This window comes from Marinobacter sp., assembly GCF_052091845.1.
In the GTDB taxonomy this organism is placed as follows: domain Bacteria; phylum Pseudomonadota; class Gammaproteobacteria; order Pseudomonadales; family Oleiphilaceae; genus Marinobacter.
The window spans coordinates 37886-61452 of sequence record NZ_JBQDCO010000016.1 but is presented as its reverse complement, the minus strand read 5'-3'; the positions used below and the strand labels follow the sequence as shown (position 1 = coordinate 61452).

The following is a 23567-nucleotide window of genomic DNA, read 5'->3' as shown; positions in this document are numbered from 1 at the left end:
AATCGGTAACGCTGGTGCGATCCCGTACGTCAACAACACTGACGTCCTGTGCTTTTACATCTTCAAGTGCATTTACTATCAGATTTTTGAGTTGCTCTGCCTGCATAATTACCCTGTTGTTCGAGTGCCGGCCGGAATGGCCACCCGAAATGTCATAATTTTGCGATTATAGCACTAAAAGTTGTCCGCAGGGCATGCCCCGTAAAGCCCCATTCTCTGAATTTCTGTCAAGACCGTATCGGGAACCAAATAACGGGCCGAACGACCACTGCCAAGGCGCTCGCGAATGCCGGTTGCAGAAATATCCAGCCATGGCGGATCCAGTTCAAGAGCCAGCCCCGACGCCCGTGCCCGCAAGGCTTCAGCACTCGCCACGGCGCGACTCTCCAGCAGCCTGGCAGCCTCACTTTCCGGGGCCAAGGCGGTACCTGGCCGGCGCACCACAACAATGTGCGCAAGGCCTGGTATTTGCTGCCATTCACGCCAGCGATCAAAGCTGGCAAAAGCGTCTGTGCCGACAATCATTACCAACGGCGTCTTTGCGCCCAGCTCATTGCGCAACTGGCGTAATGTGTCGGCCGTATAAGATGCGCCTTCCCGGCGCAGCTCACGGTCATCAATGCGCAACCGGGGTTCACCTGCTATCGCCAGCTCCAGCAAGCGCAATCGTTGCGCAGACGTTGCGCCAGTTTCACCCCGGTGTGGGGGAATATGGCAGGGCACAAAGTTAACCGGTGTATTTCCAAGTCGCTCACTAACCTCCAGAGCCAGGCGTAAGTGGCCATGGTGTAGAGGGTCGAAGGTGCCGCCATAAATAACATGCATTGGCATCAGGCCCGAACGTGTCCGTCACCAAACACTACGTATTTTTGTGACGTAAGCCCCTCAAGCCCAACCGGCCCGCGAGCGTGTATCTTGTCGGTGGAAATGCCAATTTCTGCGCCCAGGCCATACTCAAAGCCATCGGCAAAACGAGTGGAGGCGTTCACCATCACCGAGCTTGAATCCACTTCTGTGATAAAACGGCGGGCGCGGGTGTAATTTTCTGTGATGATGCTGTCAGTATGCTGAGAGCTGTAACGGTTAATATGCGCTATCGCGCTATCCAGCCCATCTACCACACGAATAGCCAGCACAGGCGCCAGATACTCTTCCTGCCAGTCTGCGTCTGTGGCGGCTTTTATATCTGCAAGAATCTGTCGGGTCTGCTCACAGCCTCGCAGTTCCACATGTTTTTCGGCAAAAGCCGGGCCCAGTAACGGCAGCATATCAGCGGCAACTTCCTTATCAATCAGCAAGGTTTCCATGGTGTTGCAAGTGCCATAGCGGTGCGTTTTGGCATTGATTGCTACGTTTAAAGCCTTTTCCGGGTCGGCGTGACTGTCGATATACACATGGCACACGCCATCAAGGTGCTTGATAACCGGTACTCGCGCGTCCCGGCTGATACGCTCAATCAACCCCTTGCCGCCTCTGGGCACAATAACATCCACATAATCGGGCATGGTGATCAGCTCACCCACCGCCGCACGATCGGTGGTTTCGATAACCTGAACGGCCGTTTCCGGCAAACCTGCTTCGGCCAGCCCGCGGGCCAGGCACCGGGAAATAGCCTGGTTTGAATGAATGGATTCCGAGCCGCCGCGCAAAATAGCCGCATTGCCGGACTTCAGGCAAAGGCTTGCAGCCTCAACTGTTACATTCGGACGAGACTCGTAAATAATACCGATCACACCCAGAGGCACGCGCATTTTCCCCACCTGAATACCAGACGGACGATAGGTCATGTCGGTAATCGCACCTATGGGGTCGGGCAAGGAGGCTACCTGGCGAAGCCCTTCAATCATGGCGTCAACCCGCGCAGGTGTGAGCTCAAGCCGATCCAGCATGGCTGCATCCAGCCCGCACTCTTGCCCACCGGCAAGATCACGGGCATTGGCCTCTGCCAATTCACTACGCGCAGCATCCAGCGCGTCAGCCGTGGCTAGCAGGGCTCGATTGCGCACCTCTGTAGTCGACCGGGCGACGAGTGTTGCCGCAGCCCTGGCCTGCTGCCCAACCTGGGTCATATAAACTGCAATATCCATCCCTTTACCTTATGTATTTTCTGCCAAAATTCAGGAATAAGAACCTAACCTTACCTTTCCCGTTTCAAGTACGCACCCCAAACAGATATTATAGCGCGAAGGTACAACGGGAACCCCGGAAAAGGACACATATCATGGCCCAAACGGCCGACAACTTTTTGCTCAACCGGCTATCACACGCCAGCTTTGCTATTTTTGTAGGCATTGCCGTTTTGTGTGCGCTATTTGGAGAACCGCTCACCGCGGCCTGTGCTGCCGCTGCCGCCGGCATCATTGTCTGCGGGCGTCGCTTTCACCCGGGGCGCGGGAGCAATCCATGGCCCACCCTGCAAAAGCTTTTTTTTACGGCGCTGGTACTTTTGTTAATAACCAGTTTTTGGACTGGTCCATGGGCACTCAGTTACTGGCTCTACGGCATAGTGCTGGTTGCATTTGCGTTAGCACCCCGCGGCATAGCTACCGCGATAACTGTGGTTATGGTGGTGCTCTCCATGGCCGCTGCCCAGGGGGCAGAAGGCATTGCTGACCGACATCAAATGATCAGTGCCTTTATGCTGACCATTTTCCTGTCTGCTGTGCTGATTTTTTTGCGTGAATACAAAGCTCGTCAACTGGCCCCCCTGAGGCGCACAGACGAGCTCACTCAAGCCGCAAGCCGCGAGTATTTGTCGGCAGACCTGCACAAGGAAATCCAGCGCAGCGAGCGAGAGGGTACCGATATGTCCATCATTATGATCGGACTTGATGCCCACGCCAGCGACAACGAACCCGACGCAGATATTCGTTCAATTCTGCCCAGAATCGGCCGGTTTCTGCATTCCCAGATACGCGATTTCGACACCTACTACCGGGCTGCTGATCTGCAGTTTTTGGTGATTTTGCCGGGGATAGCCACTCACAACGCCCTCACCCGGGCCGAAGCCATCCGCAAGGGTCTTGGCACTCTGCTCGACACCCACGGCATGAACCTTACGGTAAGCACCGGTCTCGCCGGGCTGAACATCGGCGATGACGCCGACAGCCTGCAACAAAGCGCAGCCAACGCCCTGCGCCGGGCGCAGCAACAAGGTGGCAACCGAACCCAGGCCTACAGCGCCTGGTCGCCGATAACGCCCCCAATCCAGCGACATGCGGAAGGATCTGCGCCATGACAGAAACAAGGCTGAGAACCTGGACACACAGCGTGGGCTACGGTTTGGCCACGCTGTTTATTTTTACTCTGGCCCTGCAAAACCTTCGCTATGGTTTTTATGAGCTTTTTTACCTGGCTGCCGGGCTGGCAGTTCTGACTATTGCCGGTATTGCCTACACACTTCTTAGCCGCAGGCACCAACTTTCTGCTCCTGGTCACCTTGTTATCCTGTCGGGCCTGAACAGCGGCCTTTTGGCGGCCATGCTAACAATGGGCAATACCGGCATTACCCACTGGGCCATGCCGCTACTGGTGCTGAACCTGTTGGTATTACGGCTACGCCAAGCACTTACGCTATCCCTTCTCTTGATAGCACCCATGGCGATTCTGCTTTTTGTTAAATTGCCTGCCATGGAGGCTCTAACGGCTGTTAGCGGGTTATTCATCGTGCTCATCGTTGCCGGGCTTTACATATGGCACTACGACCATATGGCACAGTCTGCCGAAGACCTGGCTATTACCGACCCGGTTACCGGGGCTCACAACGCCCGTTTTCTGGATGAGACGCTGCAAAAGGAAATCAGCCGGGCCATTGCCACAGGCCATTGCCTCTCGGTGATCAACCTCACCATAGATCACGCCGACGAAGCAGCCGATCTCCACGGCCAACCAGGTATGCAAACGTTATTTTGCAGCATGACTCAACACCTGTTCGGGGTTATTCGTGCCGGCGACACCCTGTACACACTGAATGACTCAGAGTTTTTCCTGATCTTGCCATTTACGCCAGAAGAGGGGGTGCGCGTAATCGCCGAGCGTATACGCCGCACGATCTCTGAACATCAATGGCCGGTAACCGGTAAAGCAACGGTAAGCCTGGGCTGCACAACCCGGGGCAGTCACGACACCCGCACCGACACTCTGCGTGATCGTGCTCATCAGGCCATGCTTGAAGCCCGCCGCCGCGGTGCCGATTCTGCCTGGTTCAGCCCGGAAGAAACCCTCCGAACATGAGCAGCGACTGGCTTGCGGACCTGACCGCATGGCTAAGTGCCAACCCCGGGTGGTTGGCGTTGGCCATATTCAGCACCGCTTTTACGGAATCCTTAGCGATTGCAGGCATTATCGTACCCGGCGTCGCGCTCCTCTTTACCATTTCGGTAATGGCCGCCCAAACCGGCATGCCGCTTATGACCGTGCTAATCTGGGCCGGCCTGGGCGCGATAGCCGGTGATGTGTTGAGCTTTGCCCTTGGCCGGATTTTTCAGGGCCGGCTCACCAGCGTATGGCCATTGAGCCGCTACCCGGAACAGATCTACAAAGCAGAAGGCTTCTTTCGGCAGCACGGTGGGAAAAGCGTGATTATCGGCCGGTTCGTTGGGCCACTCCGGCCGGTCATACCTATGATTGCGGGGGCACTACTCATGCCCTGGCGTCGTTTCCTCGCATTCAATATAGGATCTGCCGTCGGCTGGGCACTGGTTTATATGTTGCCCGGATACCTGGTGGGCGGGGCTCTGACAAGCGATGTGCAGCCTCCCGCCCACGTATACCTGGTCACCGGCACAAGCTTGGCGACACTGGCGGCAATATATCTGGTTATGCTTCGCTTTCAGCTGGGCCTTGGCGGCAACGGTCGCCTTTATCACTGGCTGCAGCAAAAAATGGCGCAGTATGAAACCACTCACCACTTTTGGCGGCTATACACCAACGAACGGCCGGCAGAGGAAGGCGAGTTTCCGCTGGCCTCATTGATGCTGGCATTTGGGGCCTTGGCGCTATTTGTGCTTTGGGGTCAACTGGTGACCATGACACAGGCAATTGAGCTGTTTGATCAATTGGCTATGCAGTGGTTCGGTGATCTGCGTCAGCCGTTGCTCGATGCGCCAGCTATCGCCGCCACACTGCTGGGCGACCCGCCGGTTCTCACTGCCGCCGCTGTATTGGCTTGCCTGACACTGGCGTTTCGAGGCCACTACGCTGCTGCGGTACACATTGCGCTGGCAGCTATTGCCACCATAATATTAGTGTGGGGGCTCAAATCAGCCACCGGAATTGCACGCCCGGACCAGGTGTTCAACCCGCCCACGTCTGGCTCCTTTCCCAGCGGACATACGACCGGCATTACGGTATTTGTCACGCTGCTAGCCAGCTTTGTGGCAGCAGAAAGCCACAACCGCGAGCGCTGGAAGACCTATATTATGTTGTCCATACCACTGATTCCGGTAGCCATAAGCAGGCTTTATCTGGGCGTACACTGGTTCAGCGATATTGTAGGGGGGCTACTGCTGGGGCTCGCAATAACTGGCGCTACAAGAGCCAGCTTTAGCCGGTTTGACCGCGTGCCCCTTGCCCCGGACGTGCTGACTATTTCGGCTGGCTTGGGCTGGCTTGCTTTCGTTTGCGGTTACATCTGGGTGATGTGGTCGGATGCCGTGCAACACTACGCATCCACCCTTTGACGCCCTCACCGAATAGACAGCAACCCCTGCACCTCATCCACCCGCGCCCGCGCTTTGGTCAGAACCTCCAGACTGCGGGATGCGTTTAACTCCAGGTTGCCCAGCCTGCGATAAGCCGGCACCTGGTCAAATGGTGGCAAGCCCTGATTCTGGTTGGAACCAATCATGGCGTGAAGTTGCGCCACGATCACAACATCCACCAGCTGTGGCTCCACCTCCCGGCTCTCAAAACTCCAGTTTTCTGCGTGTCTTACCGCATCCACAAACGCGGGCGGGAACGTCCAGTTTTCCAACACAGCAATGCCGACATCTGCCCGGAGCTCGCGGATGGCATTTTGCAGGTTGGTGTCATCGGCAAACAGATTTACGTGGTGTTCTGCCTGCACAAGAACCGGCACTACGCCAATATCGTGAAGCAGGCCCGCCAACAGCGCTTCCTCAGGGTTCAGGCGGGTTGCATGGTCTGCTAACACCCAGCAAAGGGCCGCCACTTCACGGGAGTGTCGCCAAAGTTTTTCCATCTCTTTTTGTAACGACGGGTGCCGGCTTTTGAACACTTCCCGCAGCGAGAATACGGTCACCAACTGGCGGGTCGTTCGCATGCCCAGCCGAATAACCGACTCACGGACATTACGCACATCGCTGAAGCCCCGGTAAAGCGGGCTGTTGCAGGCACGTACCAACTTGGCTGCCATGGCCGGATCAGCCGATATCGCACTGGCCACCTGGTCGGCGGTGGAATCGTCTTTATCGGCCATGCGCCGCACTTCCCAGGCCACATCCGGCACACTGGGCAGTTTGAGCTGATTGGAGCGAAGCTCTGCGTAAAACTCCATTAACAGGTGATGTTCTTCGCTCTCGCCACCATCGTGCCCCTCCCCGGAATCCATCTCCACCTGGGCGACCGGCGCGGCCCGCAGAAGCTGATTGAGCACATCCTGCTCCACCACCAGAAACTCGCATGACTTTACCGCTATCACGTCGTACATTCTTGGTTGCAGCCTGGCGATAGGGTTCAATGCTTTTTCAGTCTCGGCTTCAACCACAGAGGTGCGGCCATCCACCGATTCCAGTTCGACCTTTCCGGTGACCAGAAAATAGTCCAACCCATCGCGCACACCCCGTTCCAACACACGCTGACCCGGACCGTGAACCCTGCGCTCGGCACGACTGGCAAGCAACACCAACTGCTCGTCAGTCAAACGGTTCAGCGGCTGAAATGCTTTCAAGCGGCGTAGCGGCAGGCCTTCCTGGCTAGCCATAGGCAGCCTCCTCTGTCGGCTCCGGGCGGTGAAGTGTGGCATCTGTTAACGATTGTAGTTTGAGGGCAAGGCCCGGGTTCGGGCGGTATCTTCAGCCCTGAAAGCTTATGCGCTACTAGCCACCAGCGCGGATAAGGGCGCCGTCAGGGATTTGGAGAAACCAGGCTGAGCTGATCAGAAGAACGACCAACCGCCGTCGTCCTCTTCTTCCTCAACGGCTTCTTCCTCAACAGGCTCGGGTTTGCTGGTTACAGCAGCCTGGGCTTTTTCCGGTTTGGAGGCAGGCGCGGCGGCCGCAACCTGAACGCTGATCATACCCAGTGCTTTTTTGGTTGGTTCATCCAGAATGCCGTTAGCCTGAAGCCCATTGTCTTCCTGAAAACGAGACAGTTCTGACCGGGTGGCATCGTCCATACCGGAGCTAACACTGGTAATATTATACCCGGCGCCATACAAGGCATTCTTGAGCGCAACCGATTCATCGGCAAAAGCGGCGGGCGCGAAACCCATGACAGCTACTGTGCCGACTGCGAGAGCTAAACGGCCCGTATGAGTAAACGCGTTTTTCATGATGCTCACCTGTTCTACTCCTGATATCTCTGCGATATCCGTTTCTTTCTTGTTGTGTGGCGCCCATCTCCACAGGCTGGGGCGGATCGATAAAAGCCTAGCATATTTTTGTCTCATATCGCCTTAATCGACATCAACATCTTTATCAGCGACTTTTTGCGACTCCTCACTAAACTCCCGAATAAAAATCCCCCAAAATGCCATAAACAAAGCGGCAACCAGCGGCCCCATTACAAACCCATTAATACCAAACATTGCGATGCCACCCAGGGTAGATAGCAGCACAATATAATCGGGCAGCCGGGTATCCCGGCCAACCAGAATGGGGCGTAGCAAGTTATCTGCAAGCCCTATCACCACCAGGCCGAATAGAGTGAGCACTATGGCCGGAACGGTATTGCCCACAGCAGCCAGATAAATCGCAGCCGGCACCCACACCAGCGCTGCACCTATTGCCGGCAACAGTGAAAAGATGGCCATAACCACCCCCCACAACAACGCCCCGCCAATGCCAAGAATCCAAAAAATGATGCCACCCAATGCGCCCTGAATAATGGCAATCAGCAGATTACCTTTTACCGTTGCCCGGGTTACTTCGGCAAACTTGGCAAACAGCAGGCGCTCGCGTTCATCGCCAAGGGGAAGTGCGCGAATCATCAAATCAATCAACTTGTTACCATCGCGCAACAGGAAGAACGCCAGATACACCATAAGCGCCAGCCCGAGAAAAAACTGGAAGGTATTTTGGCCAACGCCAATCGCTTGCTTGGCAAGAAACTGGCTACCGCCCACAAACAGGCTGACCACCCGATCACGAATTTCACTAAAACTAATATCAAACTGTGCCAGGAAAGACTGTATAGCCGGGAAAGACCTGTTTACCTGATCTATATACTCACCAGGCTTTATTTCGCCATCCTGAATTTTCTGATAAATGCCCACACCTTCAGCCGCCAGCGACGTCACCAACACCAGCACAGGAATCACCACAATCAGCATGCAGACCGTTAAGGTAATCAGCGCATTTATGTTTGGCCGCTCACCAAGCCGACGTACCAAAAACATCTGAAACGGATGAAAAATCAGTGCAATGGCGATAGCCCAGAAAATGGGTCCGAAAAAAGGCTTCATGAGAAGCACAAAAGCCAAAGATACTCCCACCAGCATGGCAAGAAAGGTTCGTGTCTCAAGTTTTGGGTACATAATTCCACTTTCCCGGTCGAATTCAGTCGCACTGTAGCCTAACACGCTCGCATGGCCACTGGCGTATGCTTCAGGTTATAGTGGGAAGTTATTGCTCAACTATTAAACAGGCGATGGCGTTGGAACTGGAAACCTTTACAACAGACACTGCCCTGAGCGCTGCAGCGGAACTGAGCCGGGTACTGGCCGCCAGAACTCATTGTCGAAAAGTCATGGGTCAAGAGGTTTGGGTACCGGGGCAACTAGGTGAAGCCTTGCAACTGCCAAGGATTATCAACCGCCTTCAAAGTAAGCAACAACGGTTGCGAGACCAAGGGTTGGATGGCTTTCAGGAGCTCTGGCCAACGCTGTCTGAAGCAACCCGGGAAAAGGTGCTCAACGCCATCGGCTGGTACGACCCCAAGAATCTCAGCTGGGAAGATAAACGTTCCAACCGCAAACCCAATGCCGATTTGGACAGGCCCTGATTCAAAGCTACTACGCTCTGTTACGCAACTCAAACACAGCAAGTTGCGAACTGACCTATCCTAGAGCCTGAAGATTGTTGTAACGGTTCCGGAAACGGCCAATCCGTAACAATCACGCAACCAATCAGTTAGGACAGTCGATGGCATGCGTATTCTGAGAACCGACGATGACCGCTTCGCGGGTCTTCCGGACTACCCTTTTACACCTCACTATTTAGATGTCGAGCCTGGACTTCGGATGCACTATGTGGACGAAGGCCCAGCCGACACATCGCCCGTTCTAATGCTCCATGGTGAACCGTCGTGGTCGTATCTATACCGCCACATGATTCCACTTGTCACCACTGCGGGACACCGTGTGTTGGCACCGGATCTTGTGGGCTTTGGAAAATCCGATAAGCCTGCATCGATAGACGACTACAGCTATAACCGCCACATTGCATGGCTGACCCATTGGCTGGAGGCCCTGGACCTCCGTAATATCACTCTGGTTTGCCAAAACTGGGGTTCGCTTCTGGGCCTGCGACTTGCGGCCGAGCACCCCGACAGATTCCAGCGCATTATTGTTGGCAATGGCATGCTGCCCACCGGTGAAACCCGTGCACCTGCGGCCTTCAGCGTATGGAAGGCGTTTGCGATGCATAGCCCCTGGTTTCCCGTTGGTCGCATCGTGCAACTGGGTACTGAACGAACCCTGAACAAGCATGAACTGGCAGCCTACGAGGCGCCCTTCCCCTCTGCAGACTACAAGGCTGGCGCTCGGGCTTTTCCCAAGCTGGTGCCTGTTTCCCCGGATGATCCGGCAAGCAGCGCCAACAAAGCTGCCTGGGAGGTACTAGGGCAGTGGCGCAAGCCATTTATTACCTGTTTTAGCAACGGCGACCCGATAACCCGCGGGGGCGACCGTTACATGCAACGCCGCGTTCCCGGCGCACTGGGGCAACCGCATATTATTTTGCGCGGGGGGCACTTTCTGCAGGAAGACTCCCCGGAAGACTTCGCGCAAATTATCATTGATGCTCTGAAAGCAGAACTGGCGGCCTAGGCCGCCAGCTTTTTTGAGCATTCATTCGGGCGCCTTTGGCTTTATTATCCGAATACCGTGACGGCCTGACGGCTGATGGCCAGCAATTCCCCCCGGGGCGTCCAGATTTCTGCATCGTAATGGCAATAGCCATTGCCTGCCTGATCAATCCTGGACTTATACAGCAGCCAGTCATCAGCCTCCAGGGGCGGCCTTGGGTGCACGATGTCTAGCATCCAGGTCAGTGAACTGGCAGGCACGGCCGATTTAAAGTGCTGGAGAACCGGCGCCGGCCATGCATCCACCAGCGCTACGATATGTGCATCTGTTAATACCTCAGGCACCTCCCGAAAGCGTACCCATCCACCCATCTCACGCCCGGTTCCGCCAGTAAAGGGCAGGTTACCGTATGCCCAGCGCATCTCGATATAATTTATAAAACCCGGAGTTAACCCTTCAATAAAAGGCAGCCCCTGACACTGATCCACAGGTTTTGCCTCCGGCGCAACTGCTCCCTCAACCTTGACAGCCGACTCCCGATCACCGGCAAACCCCGCCAAACACACCAGCCTGGGCTCTCCATTTTGCAAAATGCGGCCTTCCAGCTGGCTAACAGAGCGGCCTTCTCGCAGAACCTGCGCATCAAAAACAGCTGGCACATCAGGCTCTACCGGCCCCACAAATGACACATTCATAGAACGCATGGGCCTGTTTTCGGAAACCATACGCTCCATACGATCAAACAGCAGTGCCGTCACCAAACCGCCAAATGTCGCACGCCCCTGAGACCAGGCCGCAGGCATTGTCAGTTCCTTGCTGGCACGGCCAGCGGTAATGAGTTCATCAAAGGTCATATTGCCTTCCTGTTAGCAACCTATCGGTGAAAACAGAAAGATTGCCCAAAACACCCAGGTAACGCAATGGCAGTTCCCCGGCAATTACCTACAGGGCACCAAAGATTTTACGTATTAAAGTAAGCAAAAAGCGGTTATAATATCCTCACATAATGCATTGCCCGGGCGATGCTCTACCTTCCGAATTCCGAGTAAATCAATGTCAGAATTGTCCTTTGCCGAACTGGGGCTTGATCCAGCCGTACTGGAAGCTGTTTCCGCTATAGGCTACGAAACCCCAACGCCCATCCAGGCCCAGTGCATTCCCGCGCTGCTCGCTGGCAAACATCTACTGGGCGTTGCCCAGACCGGCACGGGTAAAACCGCGGCCTTTGCTCTACCACTGCTGAGTCGAGTTGACGCAACGGTAAGTGAGCCTCAGATACTGGTTCTTGCACCTACGCGGGAGCTGGCTATTCAGGTTGCGGAAGCATTTACCTCCTATGCTTCAAAATTCCGTCATTTTCATGTTTTACCGATCTACGGTGGTCAGGATTTTTACCCGCAGATCAAAGGCCTGAAACGTGGTGCCCAGGTTATTGTCGGCACCCCTGGTCGCATGCTCGACCACCTTCGCAAAGGCACGCTCAAGCTGGGAAACCTGAAGGCCCTGGTGTTGGACGAAGCAGATGAAATGCTGCGCATGGGCTTTATTGACGACGTAGAAGCTATTCTTGCCCAAACACCGGCTGACTGTCAGCGTGCGCTCTTCTCTGCAACCATGCCGCCACAGATTAAGAAAGTGGCGCAAACCTATCTCAGCGATGCGACTGAAGTAAAAATTCAGAGTGAAACCCGCACAGTCGAGCGCATTTCCCAGTTTGTATTGCCGGTGTATGCAGAGCGCAAGCTGGATGCTCTAACCCGCATTCTGGAAGTAGAGCCTTTTGAAGCGGCCATTATCTTCGTACGCACAAAAGCAGAAACCACACTTCTGGCGGAAAAAATCAGTGCCCGCGGGCACGCGGTTGCCCCTTTGAATGGTGATTTGAACCAGCGCCAGCGCGAGCAGACCGTTGAGGATCTGAAGCGAGGCAAAAAAGACATCATTGTGGCCACCGACGTAGCCGCACGCGGCCTGGACGTACCCAGAATCACCCACGTCATTAACTACGACGTTCCCTACGATTCGGAAGCTTACATTCACCGTGTCGGCCGTACTGGCCGCGCAGGGCGCACTGGCAAAGCTATTTTGCTGGTAACACCCCGGGAAAGAAGCTGGCTGCGCACCCTTGAGCGGGCCACCAACTCCCCCATGGAAGGCTACGAACTGCCGACGCCCATTGAATTGAAAAAAATGCGCGAACAGCAGTTTGAGACCCAGCTAATGGAGTTTGCCGAAGACAAGAAGCTGGCCAAGGCTATGGCGCTTCTGGATGACATTGCCGAGCGCAACGAAATGGATATTGCCATGGTTGCCGGCGCTCTGGCCTGCTGGATGGAAGCGTCTCAGCCGGGGGTGATGCCGCTAGAGCAGCCTGAAGCCCTGCCTGTTGTTTCTGCAACACCGCCACCGCGCCGTGATCGCAAGGGTGGCAAGCCCGGCAATTTCCGCAAAGGCCCGCCAAAGGGCGGCTTCAAAAAAGGCCGTGGCGGCCCGGGCGGAAAACCACCCGGCAAAGGTGGCAAGCCAGCCGGCAAGCGGCCTCCCCGTCAATCAGACGCAAAGCGCTGATAGACCACGAAACTGTAGTCGTAAGGGTTGTTATCGGACGCGGAGAAATCCTCCCGTCCGATTTCTTCCCACTCGTCCCAATTCACTTCCGGAAAATACGCATCGCCATCCACTTCGGCGTGCACCTGCGTAATGTAGATGCGGTCTACCATGGGTAGCGCTTCGGTATAGATTTGCCCTCCCCCGATAATCATCACTTCGTCACCACCATCCAGTTCGGCCTGGGCTTCGGCTTTTACCAAGGCGTCTTTCAGTGATGTTGTAGCCACGGTTCCAGCGGGCGCTTCCCGGCCTGCGTCCCGGGAAATAACGACGTTCATCCGGCCGGGCAATGGTCTGCCAATAGAATCCCAGGTTTTCCGGCCCATGATGATGGGCTTGCCCATGGTGGCTTGCTTGAAATATTTCAGGTCGCCGGGCAGGTACCAGGGCAGGTTATTGTTTTTGCCGATTACCCGGTTTCGGGACATGGCGACTATGAGGGCTTTACGCATGCTGGGATTCCTTTGATTCGGAGGCTACAAGGATTCGGGCAAATTGTGATATAGGCCTGCAAGTACTAAATAGCGATAGGCGCTTTGATAGCGGGATAAGGGTCATAACCCTCGAATTCGAAATCTTCCAATTCATAGTCAAAGATTGAGTCTGGCTTACGCTGGATAGCCAGTGTTGGCAACGCTCTTGGCTCACGCTTTAGCTGCTCGAACACTATGTCGCCGGTCAGGTGGTTCTGGTACAGATGGCAATCACCGAAGGTATGTACAAACTCACCAACGTCCAGATCACACTGCTGGGCGATCATGTGGGTTAGTAATGCATAGGATGCGATGTTGAACGGCACGCCGAGCATCAAATCTGCGCTGCGCTGATACAGCTGGCAGGAAAGTTTGCCGTCAAGCACATAGAACTGGAACAAACAGTGACAGGGCGCCAGCGCCATAAGGCCCTTCTCAGCATTTTCTTGAGGGCCAATCGATTCGTCCGGGAGCTCTGCGGGGTTCCAGGCTGAGACAATCAGGCGGCGGGAGTTTGGTTTGTTGCGAATCTGATGGATGACTTCGCTGATCTGATCCACCACCCGACCATCCGGGCACTGCCAGCTACGCCACTGTTTACCATAGATCGGCCCGAGGTCGCCGTTTTCCAGCGCCCACGCATTCCAGATAGAGACTTTACGTTCTTTCAGCCAGTTGTTGTCGGTGGAGCCCTTCAGGAACCAGAGCAATTCATAAATAATGCTGCGCAGATGCACTTTTTTGGTGGTGACCAGCGGAAAACCATCCTGCAAATTAAAACGGATCTGGCGTCCGAACACGGAGCGAGTGCCCACACCTGTGCGGTCCCCTTTGTCGAAACCATTGTCGACCACGTCGCGCATCAAATCGAGGTAGGCTTTCATTCCGCAGTTCTCCGGTAAGCAATAAACATCAGGACAGCGCCCGCAAGGATCATCGGGAAGGAAAGCACCTGCCCCATGGTAAGCCAGTCAAAGGCCAGATAACCCAGTTGAGCATCTGGCTGACGCACAAATTCTACCAGAAACCGGAAAATACCGTAGCAAACCAGAAACAAGCCGGATACCGCCATCCTCGGACGCGGTTTGGCTGAAAACCACCATAAAATCACAAAGAACAGTACGCCTTCCAGAGCAAACTGATAAAGCTGGGACGGGTGGCGCGCCAGGGCATCCGGGGCCTGGCGGAAAACCATACCCCAAGGTAAATCCGTGGGCTTGCCCCAAAGCTCCCCATTAATGAAGTTGCCAATCCGCCCGGCACCAAGGCCTATCGGCACTAACGGCGCAACAAAATCTGCAAGACGCCAGAACCCGGTTCCTATTTTTCGACCGTACCACCACATGGCAAACATAACGCCCAGGAGCCCACCGTGGAAGGACATACCACCCTCCCATACTCGCAAAAGCCAAAGCGGATCTGCCAAAAAGGCATCAAAGTTGTAGAAAATGACGTAACCAAAGCGCCCGCCCAGAATAACCCCAAGCGCGAGATAAAACAGAACATCTCCCATCTGCTCTTCGGTGATCGGAGACCAGGGCTTGCGAGCGCGCAGCCGGCCCAACCACCAGCCAGCCAGAAACCCTACCAGATAGGTAAGGCCGTACCAGTGAATCTTGAGCGGCCCGACCGCAATGGCAACCGGATCTATCTGAGGATGCTGAAGCATCAATAACCCCTTAATTCAAAAGAAAATTAAGCCCTACCAGCAGAAGCATGACAGCGAAAACCTGCTTCAGCACCTTGGCGTTGAGCCGGTGCGCCAGATTGGCACCGACCCGAGCGAACAGCACACTGGTCAGAATGATGCCTACCAGGGCCGGAATGTAGACAAAGCCCAAACTGTATTCCGGCACGTCAGTATGATTCCAGCCAGCCCAGATGTTGCCAATAGCCCCGGCAACCGCAATGGGCAAGCCACAGGCTGCAGACGTACCCACAGCCTGCTGCATACGGATATTGCACCAGCTGAGAAAAGGCACGGTCAGAGAGCCACCGCCAATACCAAATATCGCGGACGCCCAACCAATGCCTGCACCGGCAACGCCAAGGCCTGATTTACCCGGAACACTGCGGCCTGGCGACGGCTTTACGTCAAACAGCATTTTGAGACCGATCAATATGATGAACACACCGATAATAAGTTCCAGTGCCGCCCCACTTAGCAACGCGGCTGTCCAGGCCCCCAGAAACGCGCCCAGAACAATGCCCAGGGTCATAGGCCGAAAGATATCCCAGCGGATAGCGCGATACCCCTGGTGCGCCTTGATAGAGCTCAAAGAGGTGAACACAATGGTTGCCAGTGACGTGCCAACCGCCATATGTGCGGCTACGTCAGGGCTGAAGCCTTGCAAGCCAAAACTGAAAATCAGTACTGAAACGATGATGAGGCCACCGCCAATACCAAACAAACCGGCAAGAGTGCCTGCAAACGCTCCAAGTGCCAGATAAATTGCAAATACCGCTACCAGAGACATAGCCACTCACCCACCCGAGAAAACAAGGCTGGTATGATACACACCGACCATGGCAACTTCACCAGGAAGCCGTGCTCCCATTAAGCTTAAAAGAGCAACCTCTCATGTGCCTGATTGCATTTTCCCTTGGCCAGAGCCCCCGTTTTCCGCTGGTAGTGGCCGCCAACCGGGATGAGTTTTTTCGCCGACCTACCACGCCGCTGGACTGGTGGACAACCGAAAGCGGTAACCGGGTATTGTCAGGCAGAGACCTGCAATCCGGCGGCACCTGGCTGGCCATATCCCCCGGGGGCCAGGTAACAGCGGTAACCAATGTTCGCGAAGGCACGCCAGAAGCGGGCCACGCGAGCCGGGGTGAACTTCCCCTTCGGGCTCTGAAAGAGCCAGCATCACAGCTACAACAAAGCCTTGCAGATAACCCCGGCCGATACGCAGGGTTCAATCTCATCAGCCTTGACGACAGCACCGGCTGGTACGTGAGCAACCGCGACGCCGGCCCGGGCCGCAGCATTCACCGCGGCGTGTATGGCTTGAGCAACCATCTGCTGCAAACGCCATGGCCGAAGCTTTTGCGTCTGCGGGAGGCCGTGGGCCGCACCGTTACATCAGCCCAGGGCGACGCACAGTCTCTGCATAGCGATCTTACTCAGTTATTGCAGGATACAACGCCAGCACCCGACCACCTGCTCCCCGACACTGGTGTAAATCGTGATACCGAGCGCTTTCTTTCATCGCCGTTTATTACCGGTGCAGACTACGGTACTCGCGCAACCACCATTGTAAGCCTGTCTCAATCTGGCGACATTCATGTGACTGAGCAAAGCTGGGCCCCCGAGGGCCGTCCCGACGAGTTCCGGGAGTTCCATTGGCAGCGATAGCGCTCAGCGTCTGATATAATCCGCAAAACTTGTCCACCCGATCGGAGGGCCACCAATGGCCGGTCAACAAGACGCCACATCCATTGCCGACTTTGAAAAGTCTCTTGATGAGCTGGAAGCCCTGGTTCGTAACCTGGAGCAGGGAGAGTTGTCCCTGGAGCAATCCCTGACTGCCTTCGAACGAGGTGTAAAACTGACCCGTGCCTGCCAGCAAACTCTGAAAAGTGCGGAACAGCGGGTTGAGCAACTGGTTCAGAACGACGATGGCACGCTGGAAACCCGACCGTTTTCACCGGATGACGCCAGCTAATGTATAACGAAACCTCGCCTACCATGAACTTTCTTGAAACCTGCCGCAGCCAGGTGGATGCCGAACTGGATCGACGCATCACGTTGGGCTCCGCCTCTGAACGGCTCCAGGAAACCATGCGCTACAGCGTTTTGGGTGGTGGGAAACGCATCCGCCCGGCCCTGTGCCTGGCCGCCGCAAGCGCACTGGGGCAGAATAATAGCGCTGCACTGGTACCCGCCTGTGCCATAGAGCTGGTGCATGCCTATTCGCTTGTGCATGATGACCTCCCCGCGATGGATAATGACGAACTGCGTCGGGGCCGGCCAACCGTACACATAGCGTTTGACGAAGCCTCCGCCATTCTGGCCGGAGACGCCCTGCAAGCGCTTGCTTTCGAATGGCTGTCAGAAGCGCCGGGCATTGCCGCACCTGCACGACTGGCAATGGTTCAGACCCTTGCCCGGGCAGGCGGCCAGGGCGGCATGGTAGGTGGCCAGGCTATCGACCTGGAATCTGTCGGTAAAGACCTGTCTCTAGCTCAGCTGGAACGCATGCATCGACACAAAACCGGTGCGCTGATTGAAGCCAGTGTGCGCATTGGCGCGCTGACGGTACCCGGGGTTAGTGAACAGTCGCTCACCTCCTTAACGGGTTACGCTCGAGCTCTTGGGTTGGCTTTTCAGGTTCAGGATGACCTGCTCGACATTGAGGGTGATACAGCAATCATTGGCAAACCCCAGGGTTCTGATTTGGCCAAAGCCAAGCCGACCTACCCTGCTTTGCTTGGGCTGACAGGTGCAAGAGAGCACCTGGCCGCTCTGCTCGGCGATGCGCTTGATAATTTACAGGGCTTTGGGCCGGAAGCAGACCCCTTGAGAGCCATGGCAGATTATGTAGTGGCAAGAACTTATTAAGTCTTTCATTGAAGCCTGGCGCCACCAGAGCGCACACTGAACACATACATTTTGGTAACCTACGGCTCCGCATGTGTGAAACAGCTGCCCCTGTTCCCCTATAATGCCAGCCAGTTACCGACAATACCGGAAAAGACCCTAGCAGATGCAGGACACGTATATTTTTAACGAAATCCCCGCACAGCAGCCAAACACCCCGCTGCTGGACAGGGTTGACGTACCCGCCCAGTTGCGGGAGTTGCCGTCTGACCAGCTGGTTCAGTTTGCCCGGGAGTTGCGGGCCTTCCTGCTGTGGTCTGTTGGGCAAACCGGTGGCCACTTCGGGGCCGGGCTTGGCGTGCTTGAGCTTACCGTGGCTCTGCACTATGTCTTCAATACGCCAGAAGACCGCCTGGTGTGGGATGTTGGCCATCAGGCTTACCCCCACAAGATTCTCACCGGTCGTCGTAAGCAGATGGGCAGCATTCGTCGCAAAGGTGGTCTCGCCGGCTTTCCCAAGCGTGCAGAAAGCGAATACGACACTTTTGGTGTGGGGCATTCCAGTACTTCTATCAGCGCAGCACTGGGCATGGCCGTAGCGGCCCGCCAACAAAACACCGGTCGCAAAAGTATTGCGGTGATAGGTGACGGCGCCATGACAGCCGGTATGGCATTTGAGGCACTAAACCACGCCGGCCATCTGGATGCCAACATGCTGGTAATTCTGAACGACAACGACATGTCGATTTCCCGCAACGTTGGCGGCTTGTCTAATTATTTTGCCAAGCTGCTCTCCAGCCGCACCTATAATCAGGTGCGTGACAGCAGCAAAAAAGTCCTTCAGGGCGCGCCAAACCTGATGGCACTGGCCAAAAAAACCGAGGAACACTTCAAGGGCATGATTGCACCCGGCACGCTCTTCGAAGAGCTGGGATTCAATTACATCGGCCCCATCGACGGCCATGATCTGCCACTGCTGGTCGAAACCCTTGAGAACATCCGTGAACTGGAAGGCCCGCAGTTTCTCCATGTGGTGACCACCAAGGGCAAGGGCTTTGCACCGGCTGAAGCTGACCCGATTGGCTACCATGCCATCAACAAGATTGAACCCGTGCCTGCCAGCAAGCCGGAGCCGGTAAAACACGCACCGGCAAAGCAAAAATACGCAAATGTATTCGGGCAATGGCTGTGCGATGCGGCCGAGCAAGATGAGCGGGTAAGCGCCATCACTCCCGCTATGTGCGAAGGCTCGGATCTGCTGACTTTTTCCAAACGCTTCCCGGAGCGCTACTTTGATGTGGCCATTGCGGAACAGCATGCGGTCACGCTGGCCGCGGGCATGGCCTGTGACGGCGCAAAACCGGTGGTAGCGATTTACTCCACGTTTTTACAGCGAGGCTATGATCAATTAATACACGACGTGGCCATCCAGAACCTGGATGTGCTTTTCGCCATCGACCGGGCAGGCCTGGTGGGCGAAGACGGCTCGACCCACGCCGGGGCTTTTGATATCAGCTATTTGCGCTGTATTCCGAACATGGTGCTGATGACCCCCTCCGATGAAAACGAAACACGCCAGTTACTCCATACCGGCATGCTGTTCGAAGGCCCTGCGGCCGTGCGATACCCAAGGGGCACCGGGCCAGGAGCAGAAATTCAGCAAGAACTTAGGCCCCTGGAAATCGGCAAAGGACGCAAAGTTCGCGAAGGCAGCCGCATCGCCATTCTCAACTTCGGCACCCTCCTGACTCCGGCGCTGGAAGCGGCTGAGAGGCTGGATGCAACCCTGGCTGACATGCGCTTCGTGAAACCACTCGATGAGGCTTTGGTTCTTCAATTGGCAGAGCAGCACGAGCTTCTGGTTACACTGGAGGAGAACGCTATCGCTGGTGGCGCAGGGAGCTCTGTTACCGAATGCCTGAACCGGCAGGAGGTCTCCATGCCCGTGCTTCAGCTGGGTTTGCCAGACACATTCATTGACCACGGTAAACACGAAGAACTACTCAAAGACTGCGGGCTGGATACCGGGGGCATATTCACTGCCATCAGTGCCCGCATGGAGAGACTGCAAAGCCAGCGCCTGAAGGCGGTTAAATAAACGCTCTGTTTGGCAAAAGCCCGCTTTCATCAAGCGGGCTTTTTTACGCCTTAACACCAGGCCAAGCTGCCCGAATGGCAACTCAACGCCGGGGATCGTCGTCCTGGTGGTTCGCCAGCCAATGTCCAAGCTTACTCTGTTTGGTGTTCAGGTAATGCTCGTTATGGGGGTTTCGACCCACCGTCAGGGGAACACGCTCAGCAATCTGGATACCATAGGAGGTCAGGGCCTTCACTTTGCGAGGGTTGTTGGTCATCAGACGCAGGCTTTTAATGTTCAGGTGCTCCAGCATATCCTTGCACATGCTGTAATCACGCAGATCTGCCGCAAAACCAAGGCGCTCATTCGCTTCTACCGTATCCGCTCCCTGATCCTGCAGATTGTAGGCACGAATTTTATTGAGCAAACCAATACCACGGCCTTCCTGGCGCAGATACATCAACACACCGCGCCCTTCACGGGCAATGCTGCGTAATGCTTCTTCAAGCTGATAACCGCAATCGCAGCGCATGCTGTATAGCGCATCGCCGGTCAAACACTCGGAGTGGGTACGGGCCAACATGGGTTCGTCACCGCCCAACGACCCCAGGGTCAGGGCAACATGCTCCTTTCCCGTGTCCGGTTCTTCAAAGCCGTGCATATCAAACACCCCGAATGGAGTGGGCAACCGGCAGGTCTCGATGTAACGAACAGCCACAGTGTTTCCTCGTGGTTCAATAAATCGGGGGCGCGTATTCTACCATGGCCAGCCGCGCTGTGCAGAAACGATATTAATGTTCGCCCGCCTTCCAGTGCCCGCTGCGGCCACCTTTTTTCTCCAGCAGGCGCACGCTACCTATTTCCATGCCCTTGTCGACAGCCTTACACATGTCGTACAGTGTAAGGGCCGCCACGCTGGCAGCCGTTAACGCTTCCATTTCAACACCTGTCTGACCCGAAAGTTTGCAGCGGGTTAATATGTGCACCGATGCGCCGTCGTCTCCCGGAGCAAGCTCTACCTTCACCGAGGTGAGGTTTAACACGTGGCACAACGGGATCAGATCGTGGGTCTTTTTAGCCGCCATAATGCCTGCAATACGCGCAACGGCCAGAACATCTCCTTTCGGATGCTCTCCTTCGGTGATCATTCTGAGGGTGTCCTTGTTCATGTGAATCCGTGCTTCGGCACGGGCCTCGCGCTCCGTTACGGTTTTATCCGTAACGTCTACCATGCGGGCTTCGCCTTTTTCATCAAGATGGGTCAATTTACTCACGTCGTCTCCCGAAGATCAGATTCAAATCCGTGGTGAAAGAGTTGGCACTGCGCCCTAATCAGAACCGCAGAGCATACGAAAAGCGCCCACCGGCTCGTCTGAGCATTCTCAGCTTTATGGCCACCAATAGCGGATGCCGGCCACACCCTGGCCACCCGCCTGTTGAACAGCATCAAGGTCGGTTGGCTCCAGCCCACCCAGCCCAAACACAGGGATTGGCGCACAGGCGACCAGCTCGCGAAACTGCGCCCAACCCAGGGCGGCTGTTCCGGGGTGGGTAGCCGTTGGTTTCACTGGCCCGAGGGTCACATAATCTGCACCCATGGCGACCGCGTGATTTATTTCGTTGGCGTTGTGGCAGGAAACACCCAACAAGACGCCCTCGGGCACCGGCCTCGCCTCAAGCTTTTGCGCCTCATGCCAAGGCAAGTGCAGCCCTGCTGCATCCGGGTTATCATCAAACACCCCAAGCGAGCCATGAACCAGAAGCTGAGCGCCGGCCGCCTCGCAAACATCTAATGCAGCCTCGGCCAAAAAATCATAATCCGCTTTAGCCATACCCGGTGCTCTTAACAGCACCAACCTGACCTTCTCACCCGTTGCTGCGCTGGAAAGTGCCTTTTGTAGCTGCTTGAGACCTATTTCGCTGGTATTTATGCCACCGGTTATCGCCAGAAAAAAAGGTAACTGCAATGCCTGGATAATGGGGCGGTTAGCCGCGGGAAAATCTTCATCCCGCAGGTTTTCCGGGCTCATCCATTCTACGGGCTGCCCCTCAAGGCCATGGGCTTCACCCTGGGCCTGCTCTGTTCTCCAAACATCCAGAAACACCCGCTTATCGCCGTAATCATGGCGAATACCAATGACCGGGTGCAGGGATTCCACCGGTATCTGCAGCCCGGTCTCCTCGGCAATTTCACGGACCAGCGCAGCCTGCACAGTTTCTTCGGGCTCGACCTTGCCACCGGGGAACTCAAGCATGCCTCCCTGGTGAACATGGTCCGGCCTGCGGGCAATAAGGACCCGCCCCTCCCGAACAATCACTCCGACTGCTACATGGATTTCCCGAACGTTCGCTTTTGCTGTCGTCATACTTAGCTACGGTAGTCTGCGTTAATGCTTACATACTCGTGGGACAGATCACAGGTCCAAACCGTTTCACTGACATCACCCCGTTTCAGGTCAATGCCGATGGTGATTTCTTCCTGGTGCATAACCGCCTGGCCACGCTCCTCAGTATAGTCTTCGGCCCGGCCACCATCGCGCACCAGGCAAACATCGCCGAGGTAAATCTCCAGAGCGTTAATATCCAGACCCGCAACACCCGCTCGCCCTACTGCGGCCAAAACCCGCCCCCAGTTGGCGTCCGCTGCAAACAGCGCGGTTTTCACCAAAGGTGAGTGCGCCACCGTATAAGCCACATCCAGCGCCTCTTGCTGCGTCGCAGCGCCACTGACCTGAATGGTGACAAATTTCGTCGCACCTTCGCCATCACGCACGATGGCGTGCGCGAGGTCCAGATAAACCATTTTCAGGGCCTCACGAAGCACTGGCAAGTGCGGGCTGTCCAGAGTGATTTCCGGGCCGCCGTATTGGCCACTGGCTATCAGTGTGCAGGCATCGTTGGTGGAAGTATCGCCGTCGATGGTGATCCGGTTAAACGACAGCTCGCCAAGTTCCGATGCCAGCATTTGCAGCGCATCTGGTGCGATGCGGGCGTCCGTAGCAATAAAACCGAGCATTGTGGCCATGTTCGGGCGAATCATGCCAGCACCTTTACTGATGCCGGAAATAGTAACCTTGTGTTCACCCAGGTCAACCTGTACAGAAGCCCCTTTAGGGCGAGTGTCGGTCGTCATAATGCCACTGGCAGCTTCCGCCCAGCGGTTGCCTTCAGCATTGGCCAGCGCCTCCGGCAGCACGCTCAGAATTTTTTGAACCGGCAAGGGTTCACCAATCACGCCAGTGGAGAATGGCAGCACTTCTGAGGCAGTCACGCCGGCATTACCTGCCAAAGCCTGGCAGCAGGCAAGCGCGTCTTCCATGCCTCGAGCGCCCGTACCCGCATTAGCATTGCCCGTGTTGACCAAAAGGTAACGCGGCGCTTTTTCGGCCAGGTGCTGGCGGCACACCGTAACCGGCGCAGCGCAGAACTGATTGCGGGTAAACAGGCCAGCCACCCGACTACCTGGCGCCAGCTCAAACACCACTACATCGTTGCGCCCGGGGGTTTTAATGCCTGCACTGGCAATGCCAAGCCTGACACCCGCTACGGGAAAAAACTCGGGTAAGGCTCCGGGTCCGACCGCCATCCTGCCACTCCTTCATCTATGAATCTGTCTTAAAACGAAAAGCCCGCAGTCTACCAGGCAGCTGGTTGATTGCG

At 55.8% G+C, this 23567-nt stretch carries 24 protein-coding genes and 2 pseudogenes; 11 read left to right on the top strand and 15 right to left on the bottom strand.

The window, feature by feature from the left end; genetic code table 11:
- The 3 genes and pseudogenes from ACTHYN_RS07400 to ACTHYN_RS07390 form a co-directional block, all read right to left on the bottom strand.
- Positions 1–106, bottom strand: a pseudogene (locus ACTHYN_RS07400) (ribosome silencing factor); the annotation flags it as partial.
- A gap of 68 nt (positions 107–174) precedes the next feature.
- Positions 175–825, bottom strand: coding sequence for a nicotinate-nucleotide adenylyltransferase (gene nadD / locus ACTHYN_RS07395; protein WP_441811821.1), 651 nt, complete (start codon positions 823–825; stop codon positions 175–177).
- Between the two features lie 5 nt (positions 826–830).
- Positions 831–2087 (bottom strand): glutamate-5-semialdehyde dehydrogenase, encoded by a 1257-nt coding sequence (locus ACTHYN_RS07390; protein WP_441811816.1) that lies wholly within the window; start codon positions 2085–2087, stop codon positions 831–833.
- Positions 2088–2221: 134 nt separating this feature from the next.
- On the opposite strand from ACTHYN_RS07390, the gene ACTHYN_RS07385 reads away from it, so the two are divergent.
- The 3 genes from ACTHYN_RS07385 to ACTHYN_RS07375 are packed head-to-tail and all read left to right on the top strand — an operon-like array spanning position 2222 to position 5681.
- Positions 2222–3238 carry a GGDEF domain-containing protein gene (locus ACTHYN_RS07385; protein ID WP_441811815.1) on the top strand — a complete coding sequence of 339 codons (1017 nt, stop codon included), beginning with the start codon at positions 2222–2224 and terminating at the stop codon, positions 3236–3238.
- Positions 3235–4233 (top strand): GGDEF domain-containing protein, encoded by a 999-nt coding sequence (locus tag ACTHYN_RS07380; protein WP_441811814.1) that lies wholly within the window; start codon positions 3235–3237, stop codon positions 4231–4233. The genes ACTHYN_RS07385 and ACTHYN_RS07380 overlap by 4 nt, the downstream gene beginning before the upstream one ends.
- On the top strand, positions 4230–5681 hold the full coding sequence (locus ACTHYN_RS07375) for a bifunctional DedA family/phosphatase PAP2 family protein (RefSeq protein ID WP_441811813.1): 1452 nt from the start codon (positions 4230–4232) through the stop codon (positions 5679–5681). Before ACTHYN_RS07380 ends, ACTHYN_RS07375 begins: the two co-directional genes overlap by 4 nt.
- Positions 5682–5686: 5 nt before the next feature.
- Here ACTHYN_RS07375 and ACTHYN_RS07370 read toward each other — a convergent pair whose 3' ends face one another.
- The gene (locus tag ACTHYN_RS07370; protein ID WP_441811812.1) at positions 5687–6943 is read right to left on the bottom strand and encodes an HDOD domain-containing protein; all 1257 of its coding nucleotides are present in this window, start codon (positions 6941–6943) and stop codon (positions 5687–5689) included.
- 73 nt (positions 6944–7016) lie between these two features.
- Between ACTHYN_RS07370 and ACTHYN_RS07365 the strand changes: the two are divergent.
- Positions 7017–7112 (top strand): annotated as a pseudogene (locus ACTHYN_RS07365) (hypothetical protein); the annotation flags it as partial.
- Between the two features lie 5 nt (positions 7113–7117).
- Here the strand turns inward: ACTHYN_RS07365 and ACTHYN_RS07360 are convergent.
- Both ACTHYN_RS07360 and ACTHYN_RS07355 read right to left on the bottom strand, forming a co-directional pair.
- On the bottom strand, positions 7118–7513 hold the full coding sequence (locus ACTHYN_RS07360) for a peptidoglycan-binding domain-containing protein (protein ID WP_441811820.1): 396 nt from the start codon (positions 7511–7513) through the stop codon (positions 7118–7120).
- A gap of 123 nt (positions 7514–7636) precedes the next feature.
- Entirely contained in the window at positions 7637–8716 is a 1080-nt protein-coding gene (locus ACTHYN_RS07355) for an AI-2E family transporter (protein ID WP_441811811.1), read from the bottom strand.
- 113 nt (positions 8717–8829) lie between these two features.
- Here ACTHYN_RS07355 and ACTHYN_RS07350 point away from each other — a divergent pair, with 113 nt between their 5' ends.
- Positions 8830–9183, top strand: coding sequence for a hypothetical protein (locus tag ACTHYN_RS07350; protein WP_441811819.1), 354 nt, complete (start codon positions 8830–8832; stop codon positions 9181–9183).
- A 145-nt stretch (positions 9184–9328) separates the two neighbouring features.
- The gene (locus tag ACTHYN_RS07345) at positions 9329–10228 is read left to right on the top strand and encodes a haloalkane dehalogenase (protein WP_441811810.1); all 900 of its coding nucleotides are present in this window, start codon (positions 9329–9331) and stop codon (positions 10226–10228) included.
- Positions 10229–10272: 44 nt separating this feature from the next.
- Here the strand turns inward: ACTHYN_RS07345 and ACTHYN_RS07340 are convergent, their stop codons facing one another.
- On the bottom strand, positions 10273–11061 hold the full coding sequence (locus ACTHYN_RS07340; RefSeq protein ID WP_441811809.1) for an acyl-CoA thioesterase: 789 nt from the start codon (positions 11059–11061) through the stop codon (positions 10273–10275).
- A 199-nt stretch (positions 11062–11260) separates the two neighbouring features.
- Here ACTHYN_RS07340 and ACTHYN_RS07335 point away from each other — a divergent pair, with 199 nt between their 5' ends.
- Positions 11261–12775 (top strand): DEAD/DEAH box helicase, encoded by a 1515-nt coding sequence (locus tag ACTHYN_RS07335; RefSeq protein WP_441811808.1) that lies wholly within the window; start codon positions 11261–11263, stop codon positions 12773–12775.
- On the opposite strand, the gene ACTHYN_RS07330 is transcribed toward ACTHYN_RS07335, so the two are convergent.
- The 4 genes from ACTHYN_RS07330 to ACTHYN_RS07315 all read right to left on the bottom strand — a co-directional run bounded on the left by ACTHYN_RS07330 (position 12754) and on the right by ACTHYN_RS07315 (position 15767).
- Positions 12754–13269 carry a dihydrofolate reductase gene (locus ACTHYN_RS07330; RefSeq protein ID WP_441811807.1) on the bottom strand — a complete coding sequence of 172 codons (516 nt, stop codon included), beginning with the start codon at positions 13267–13269 and terminating at the stop codon, positions 12754–12756. The two genes, ACTHYN_RS07335 and ACTHYN_RS07330, sit on opposite strands and share 22 nt — an antisense overlap.
- 65 nt (positions 13270–13334) lie before the next feature.
- A complete protein-coding gene (locus ACTHYN_RS07325) occupies positions 13335–14174 on the bottom strand; it encodes a thymidylate synthase (protein ID WP_441811806.1) in 840 nt (279 codons plus the stop codon).
- Positions 14171–14959 (bottom strand): prolipoprotein diacylglyceryl transferase, encoded by a 789-nt coding sequence (gene lgt, locus ACTHYN_RS07320; RefSeq protein WP_441811805.1) that lies wholly within the window; start codon positions 14957–14959, stop codon positions 14171–14173. Before lgt ends, ACTHYN_RS07325 begins: the two co-directional genes overlap by 4 nt.
- Before the next feature lie 10 nt (positions 14960–14969).
- The gene (locus ACTHYN_RS07315) at positions 14970–15767 is read right to left on the bottom strand and encodes a sulfite exporter TauE/SafE family protein (protein WP_441811804.1); all 798 of its coding nucleotides are present in this window, start codon (positions 15765–15767) and stop codon (positions 14970–14972) included.
- 104 nt (positions 15768–15871) lie between these two features.
- On the opposite strand from ACTHYN_RS07315, the gene ACTHYN_RS07310 reads away from it, so the two are divergent.
- The 4 genes from ACTHYN_RS07310 (at position 15872) to dxs (ending at position 19928) form a co-directional block, all read left to right on the top strand.
- The gene (locus ACTHYN_RS07310; RefSeq protein ID WP_441811803.1) at positions 15872–16645 is read left to right on the top strand and encodes an NRDE family protein; all 774 of its coding nucleotides are present in this window, start codon (positions 15872–15874) and stop codon (positions 16643–16645) included.
- A gap of 55 nt (positions 16646–16700) precedes the next feature.
- The gene (locus tag ACTHYN_RS07305; protein WP_441811802.1) at positions 16701–16955 is read left to right on the top strand and encodes an exodeoxyribonuclease VII small subunit; all 255 of its coding nucleotides are present in this window, start codon (positions 16701–16703) and stop codon (positions 16953–16955) included.
- Positions 16955–17851 carry a polyprenyl synthetase family protein gene (locus tag ACTHYN_RS07300; RefSeq protein WP_441811801.1) on the top strand — a complete coding sequence of 299 codons (897 nt, stop codon included), beginning with the start codon at positions 16955–16957 and terminating at the stop codon, positions 17849–17851. The genes ACTHYN_RS07305 and ACTHYN_RS07300 overlap by 1 nt, the downstream gene beginning before the upstream one ends.
- Positions 17852–17996: 145 nt before the next feature.
- Positions 17997–19928 (top strand): 1-deoxy-D-xylulose-5-phosphate synthase, encoded by a 1932-nt coding sequence (gene dxs / locus ACTHYN_RS07295; RefSeq protein WP_441811800.1) that lies wholly within the window; start codon positions 17997–17999, stop codon positions 19926–19928.
- An 82-nt stretch (positions 19929–20010) separates the two neighbouring features.
- Here dxs and ribA read toward each other — a convergent pair whose 3' ends face one another.
- The 4 genes from ribA to argJ all read right to left on the bottom strand — a co-directional run bounded on the left by ribA (position 20011) and on the right by argJ (position 23493).
- A complete protein-coding gene (gene ribA / locus ACTHYN_RS07290) occupies positions 20011–20625 on the bottom strand; it encodes a GTP cyclohydrolase II (protein ID WP_441811799.1) in 615 nt (204 codons plus the stop codon).
- 73 nt (positions 20626–20698) lie between these two features.
- The gene (moaC, locus tag ACTHYN_RS07285) at positions 20699–21181 is read right to left on the bottom strand and encodes a cyclic pyranopterin monophosphate synthase MoaC (RefSeq protein ID WP_441811798.1); all 483 of its coding nucleotides are present in this window, start codon (positions 21179–21181) and stop codon (positions 20699–20701) included.
- A gap of 114 nt (positions 21182–21295) precedes the next feature.
- Entirely contained in the window at positions 21296–22273 is a 978-nt protein-coding gene (locus ACTHYN_RS07280; RefSeq protein ID WP_441811797.1) for a Nudix family hydrolase, read from the bottom strand.
- A 2-nt stretch (positions 22274–22275) separates the two neighbouring features.
- Complete coding sequence (gene argJ, locus ACTHYN_RS07275) at positions 22276–23493, bottom strand: bifunctional glutamate N-acetyltransferase/amino-acid acetyltransferase ArgJ (protein ID WP_441811796.1); 1218 nt, start codon at positions 23491–23493, stop codon at positions 22276–22278.
- Between the last annotated feature and the right edge of the window lie 74 nt (positions 23494–23567).

Excerpts from the sequence above, each read along its gene's own strand:
- nadD (WP_441811821.1), bottom strand. The coding sequence starts at position 825 with ATGCATGTTATTTATGGCGGCACCTTCGACCCTCTACACCATGGCCAC.
- ACTHYN_RS07390 (WP_441811816.1), bottom strand. The coding sequence starts at position 2,087 with ATGGATATTGCAGTTTATATGACCCAGGTTGGGCAGCAGGCCAGGGCT.
- ACTHYN_RS07385 (WP_441811815.1), top strand. The coding sequence starts at position 2,222 with ATGGCCCAAACGGCCGACAACTTTTTGCTCAACCGGCTATCACACGCC.
- ACTHYN_RS07380 (WP_441811814.1), top strand. The coding sequence starts at position 3,235 with ATGACAGAAACAAGGCTGAGAACCTGGACACACAGCGTGGGCTACGGT.
- ACTHYN_RS07375 (WP_441811813.1), top strand. The coding sequence starts at position 4,230 with ATGAGCAGCGACTGGCTTGCGGACCTGACCGCATGGCTAAGTGCCAAC.
- ACTHYN_RS07370 (WP_441811812.1), bottom strand. The coding sequence starts at position 6,943 with ATGGCTAGCCAGGAAGGCCTGCCGCTACGCCGCTTGAAAGCATTTCAG.
- ACTHYN_RS07360 (WP_441811820.1), bottom strand. The coding sequence starts at position 7,513 with ATGAAAAACGCGTTTACTCATACGGGCCGTTTAGCTCTCGCAGTCGGC.
- ACTHYN_RS07355 (WP_441811811.1), bottom strand. The coding sequence starts at position 8,716 with ATGTACCCAAAACTTGAGACACGAACCTTTCTTGCCATGCTGGTGGGA.
- ACTHYN_RS07350 (WP_441811819.1), top strand. The coding sequence starts at position 8,830 with ATGGCGTTGGAACTGGAAACCTTTACAACAGACACTGCCCTGAGCGCT.
- ACTHYN_RS07345 (WP_441811810.1), top strand. The coding sequence starts at position 9,329 with ATGCGTATTCTGAGAACCGACGATGACCGCTTCGCGGGTCTTCCGGAC.
- ACTHYN_RS07340 (WP_441811809.1), bottom strand. The coding sequence starts at position 11,061 with ATGACCTTTGATGAACTCATTACCGCTGGCCGTGCCAGCAAGGAACTG.
- ACTHYN_RS07335 (WP_441811808.1), top strand. The coding sequence starts at position 11,261 with ATGTCAGAATTGTCCTTTGCCGAACTGGGGCTTGATCCAGCCGTACTG.
- ACTHYN_RS07330 (WP_441811807.1), bottom strand. The coding sequence starts at position 13,269 with ATGCGTAAAGCCCTCATAGTCGCCATGTCCCGAAACCGGGTAATCGGC.
- ACTHYN_RS07325 (WP_441811806.1), bottom strand. The coding sequence starts at position 14,174 with ATGAAAGCCTACCTCGATTTGATGCGCGACGTGGTCGACAATGGTTTC.
- lgt (WP_441811805.1), bottom strand. The coding sequence starts at position 14,959 with ATGCTTCAGCATCCTCAGATAGATCCGGTTGCCATTGCGGTCGGGCCG.
- ACTHYN_RS07315 (WP_441811804.1), bottom strand. The coding sequence starts at position 15,767 with ATGTCTCTGGTAGCGGTATTTGCAATTTATCTGGCACTTGGAGCGTTT.
- ACTHYN_RS07310 (WP_441811803.1), top strand. The coding sequence starts at position 15,872 with ATGTGCCTGATTGCATTTTCCCTTGGCCAGAGCCCCCGTTTTCCGCTG.
- ACTHYN_RS07305 (WP_441811802.1), top strand. The coding sequence starts at position 16,701 with ATGGCCGGTCAACAAGACGCCACATCCATTGCCGACTTTGAAAAGTCT.
- ACTHYN_RS07300 (WP_441811801.1), top strand. The coding sequence starts at position 16,955 with ATGTATAACGAAACCTCGCCTACCATGAACTTTCTTGAAACCTGCCGC.
- dxs (WP_441811800.1), top strand. The coding sequence starts at position 17,997 with ATGCAGGACACGTATATTTTTAACGAAATCCCCGCACAGCAGCCAAAC.
- ACTHYN_RS07280 (WP_441811797.1), bottom strand. The coding sequence starts at position 22,273 with ATGACGACAGCAAAAGCGAACGTTCGGGAAATCCATGTAGCAGTCGGA.
- argJ (WP_441811796.1), bottom strand. The coding sequence starts at position 23,493 with ATGGCGGTCGGACCCGGAGCCTTACCCGAGTTTTTTCCCGTAGCGGGT.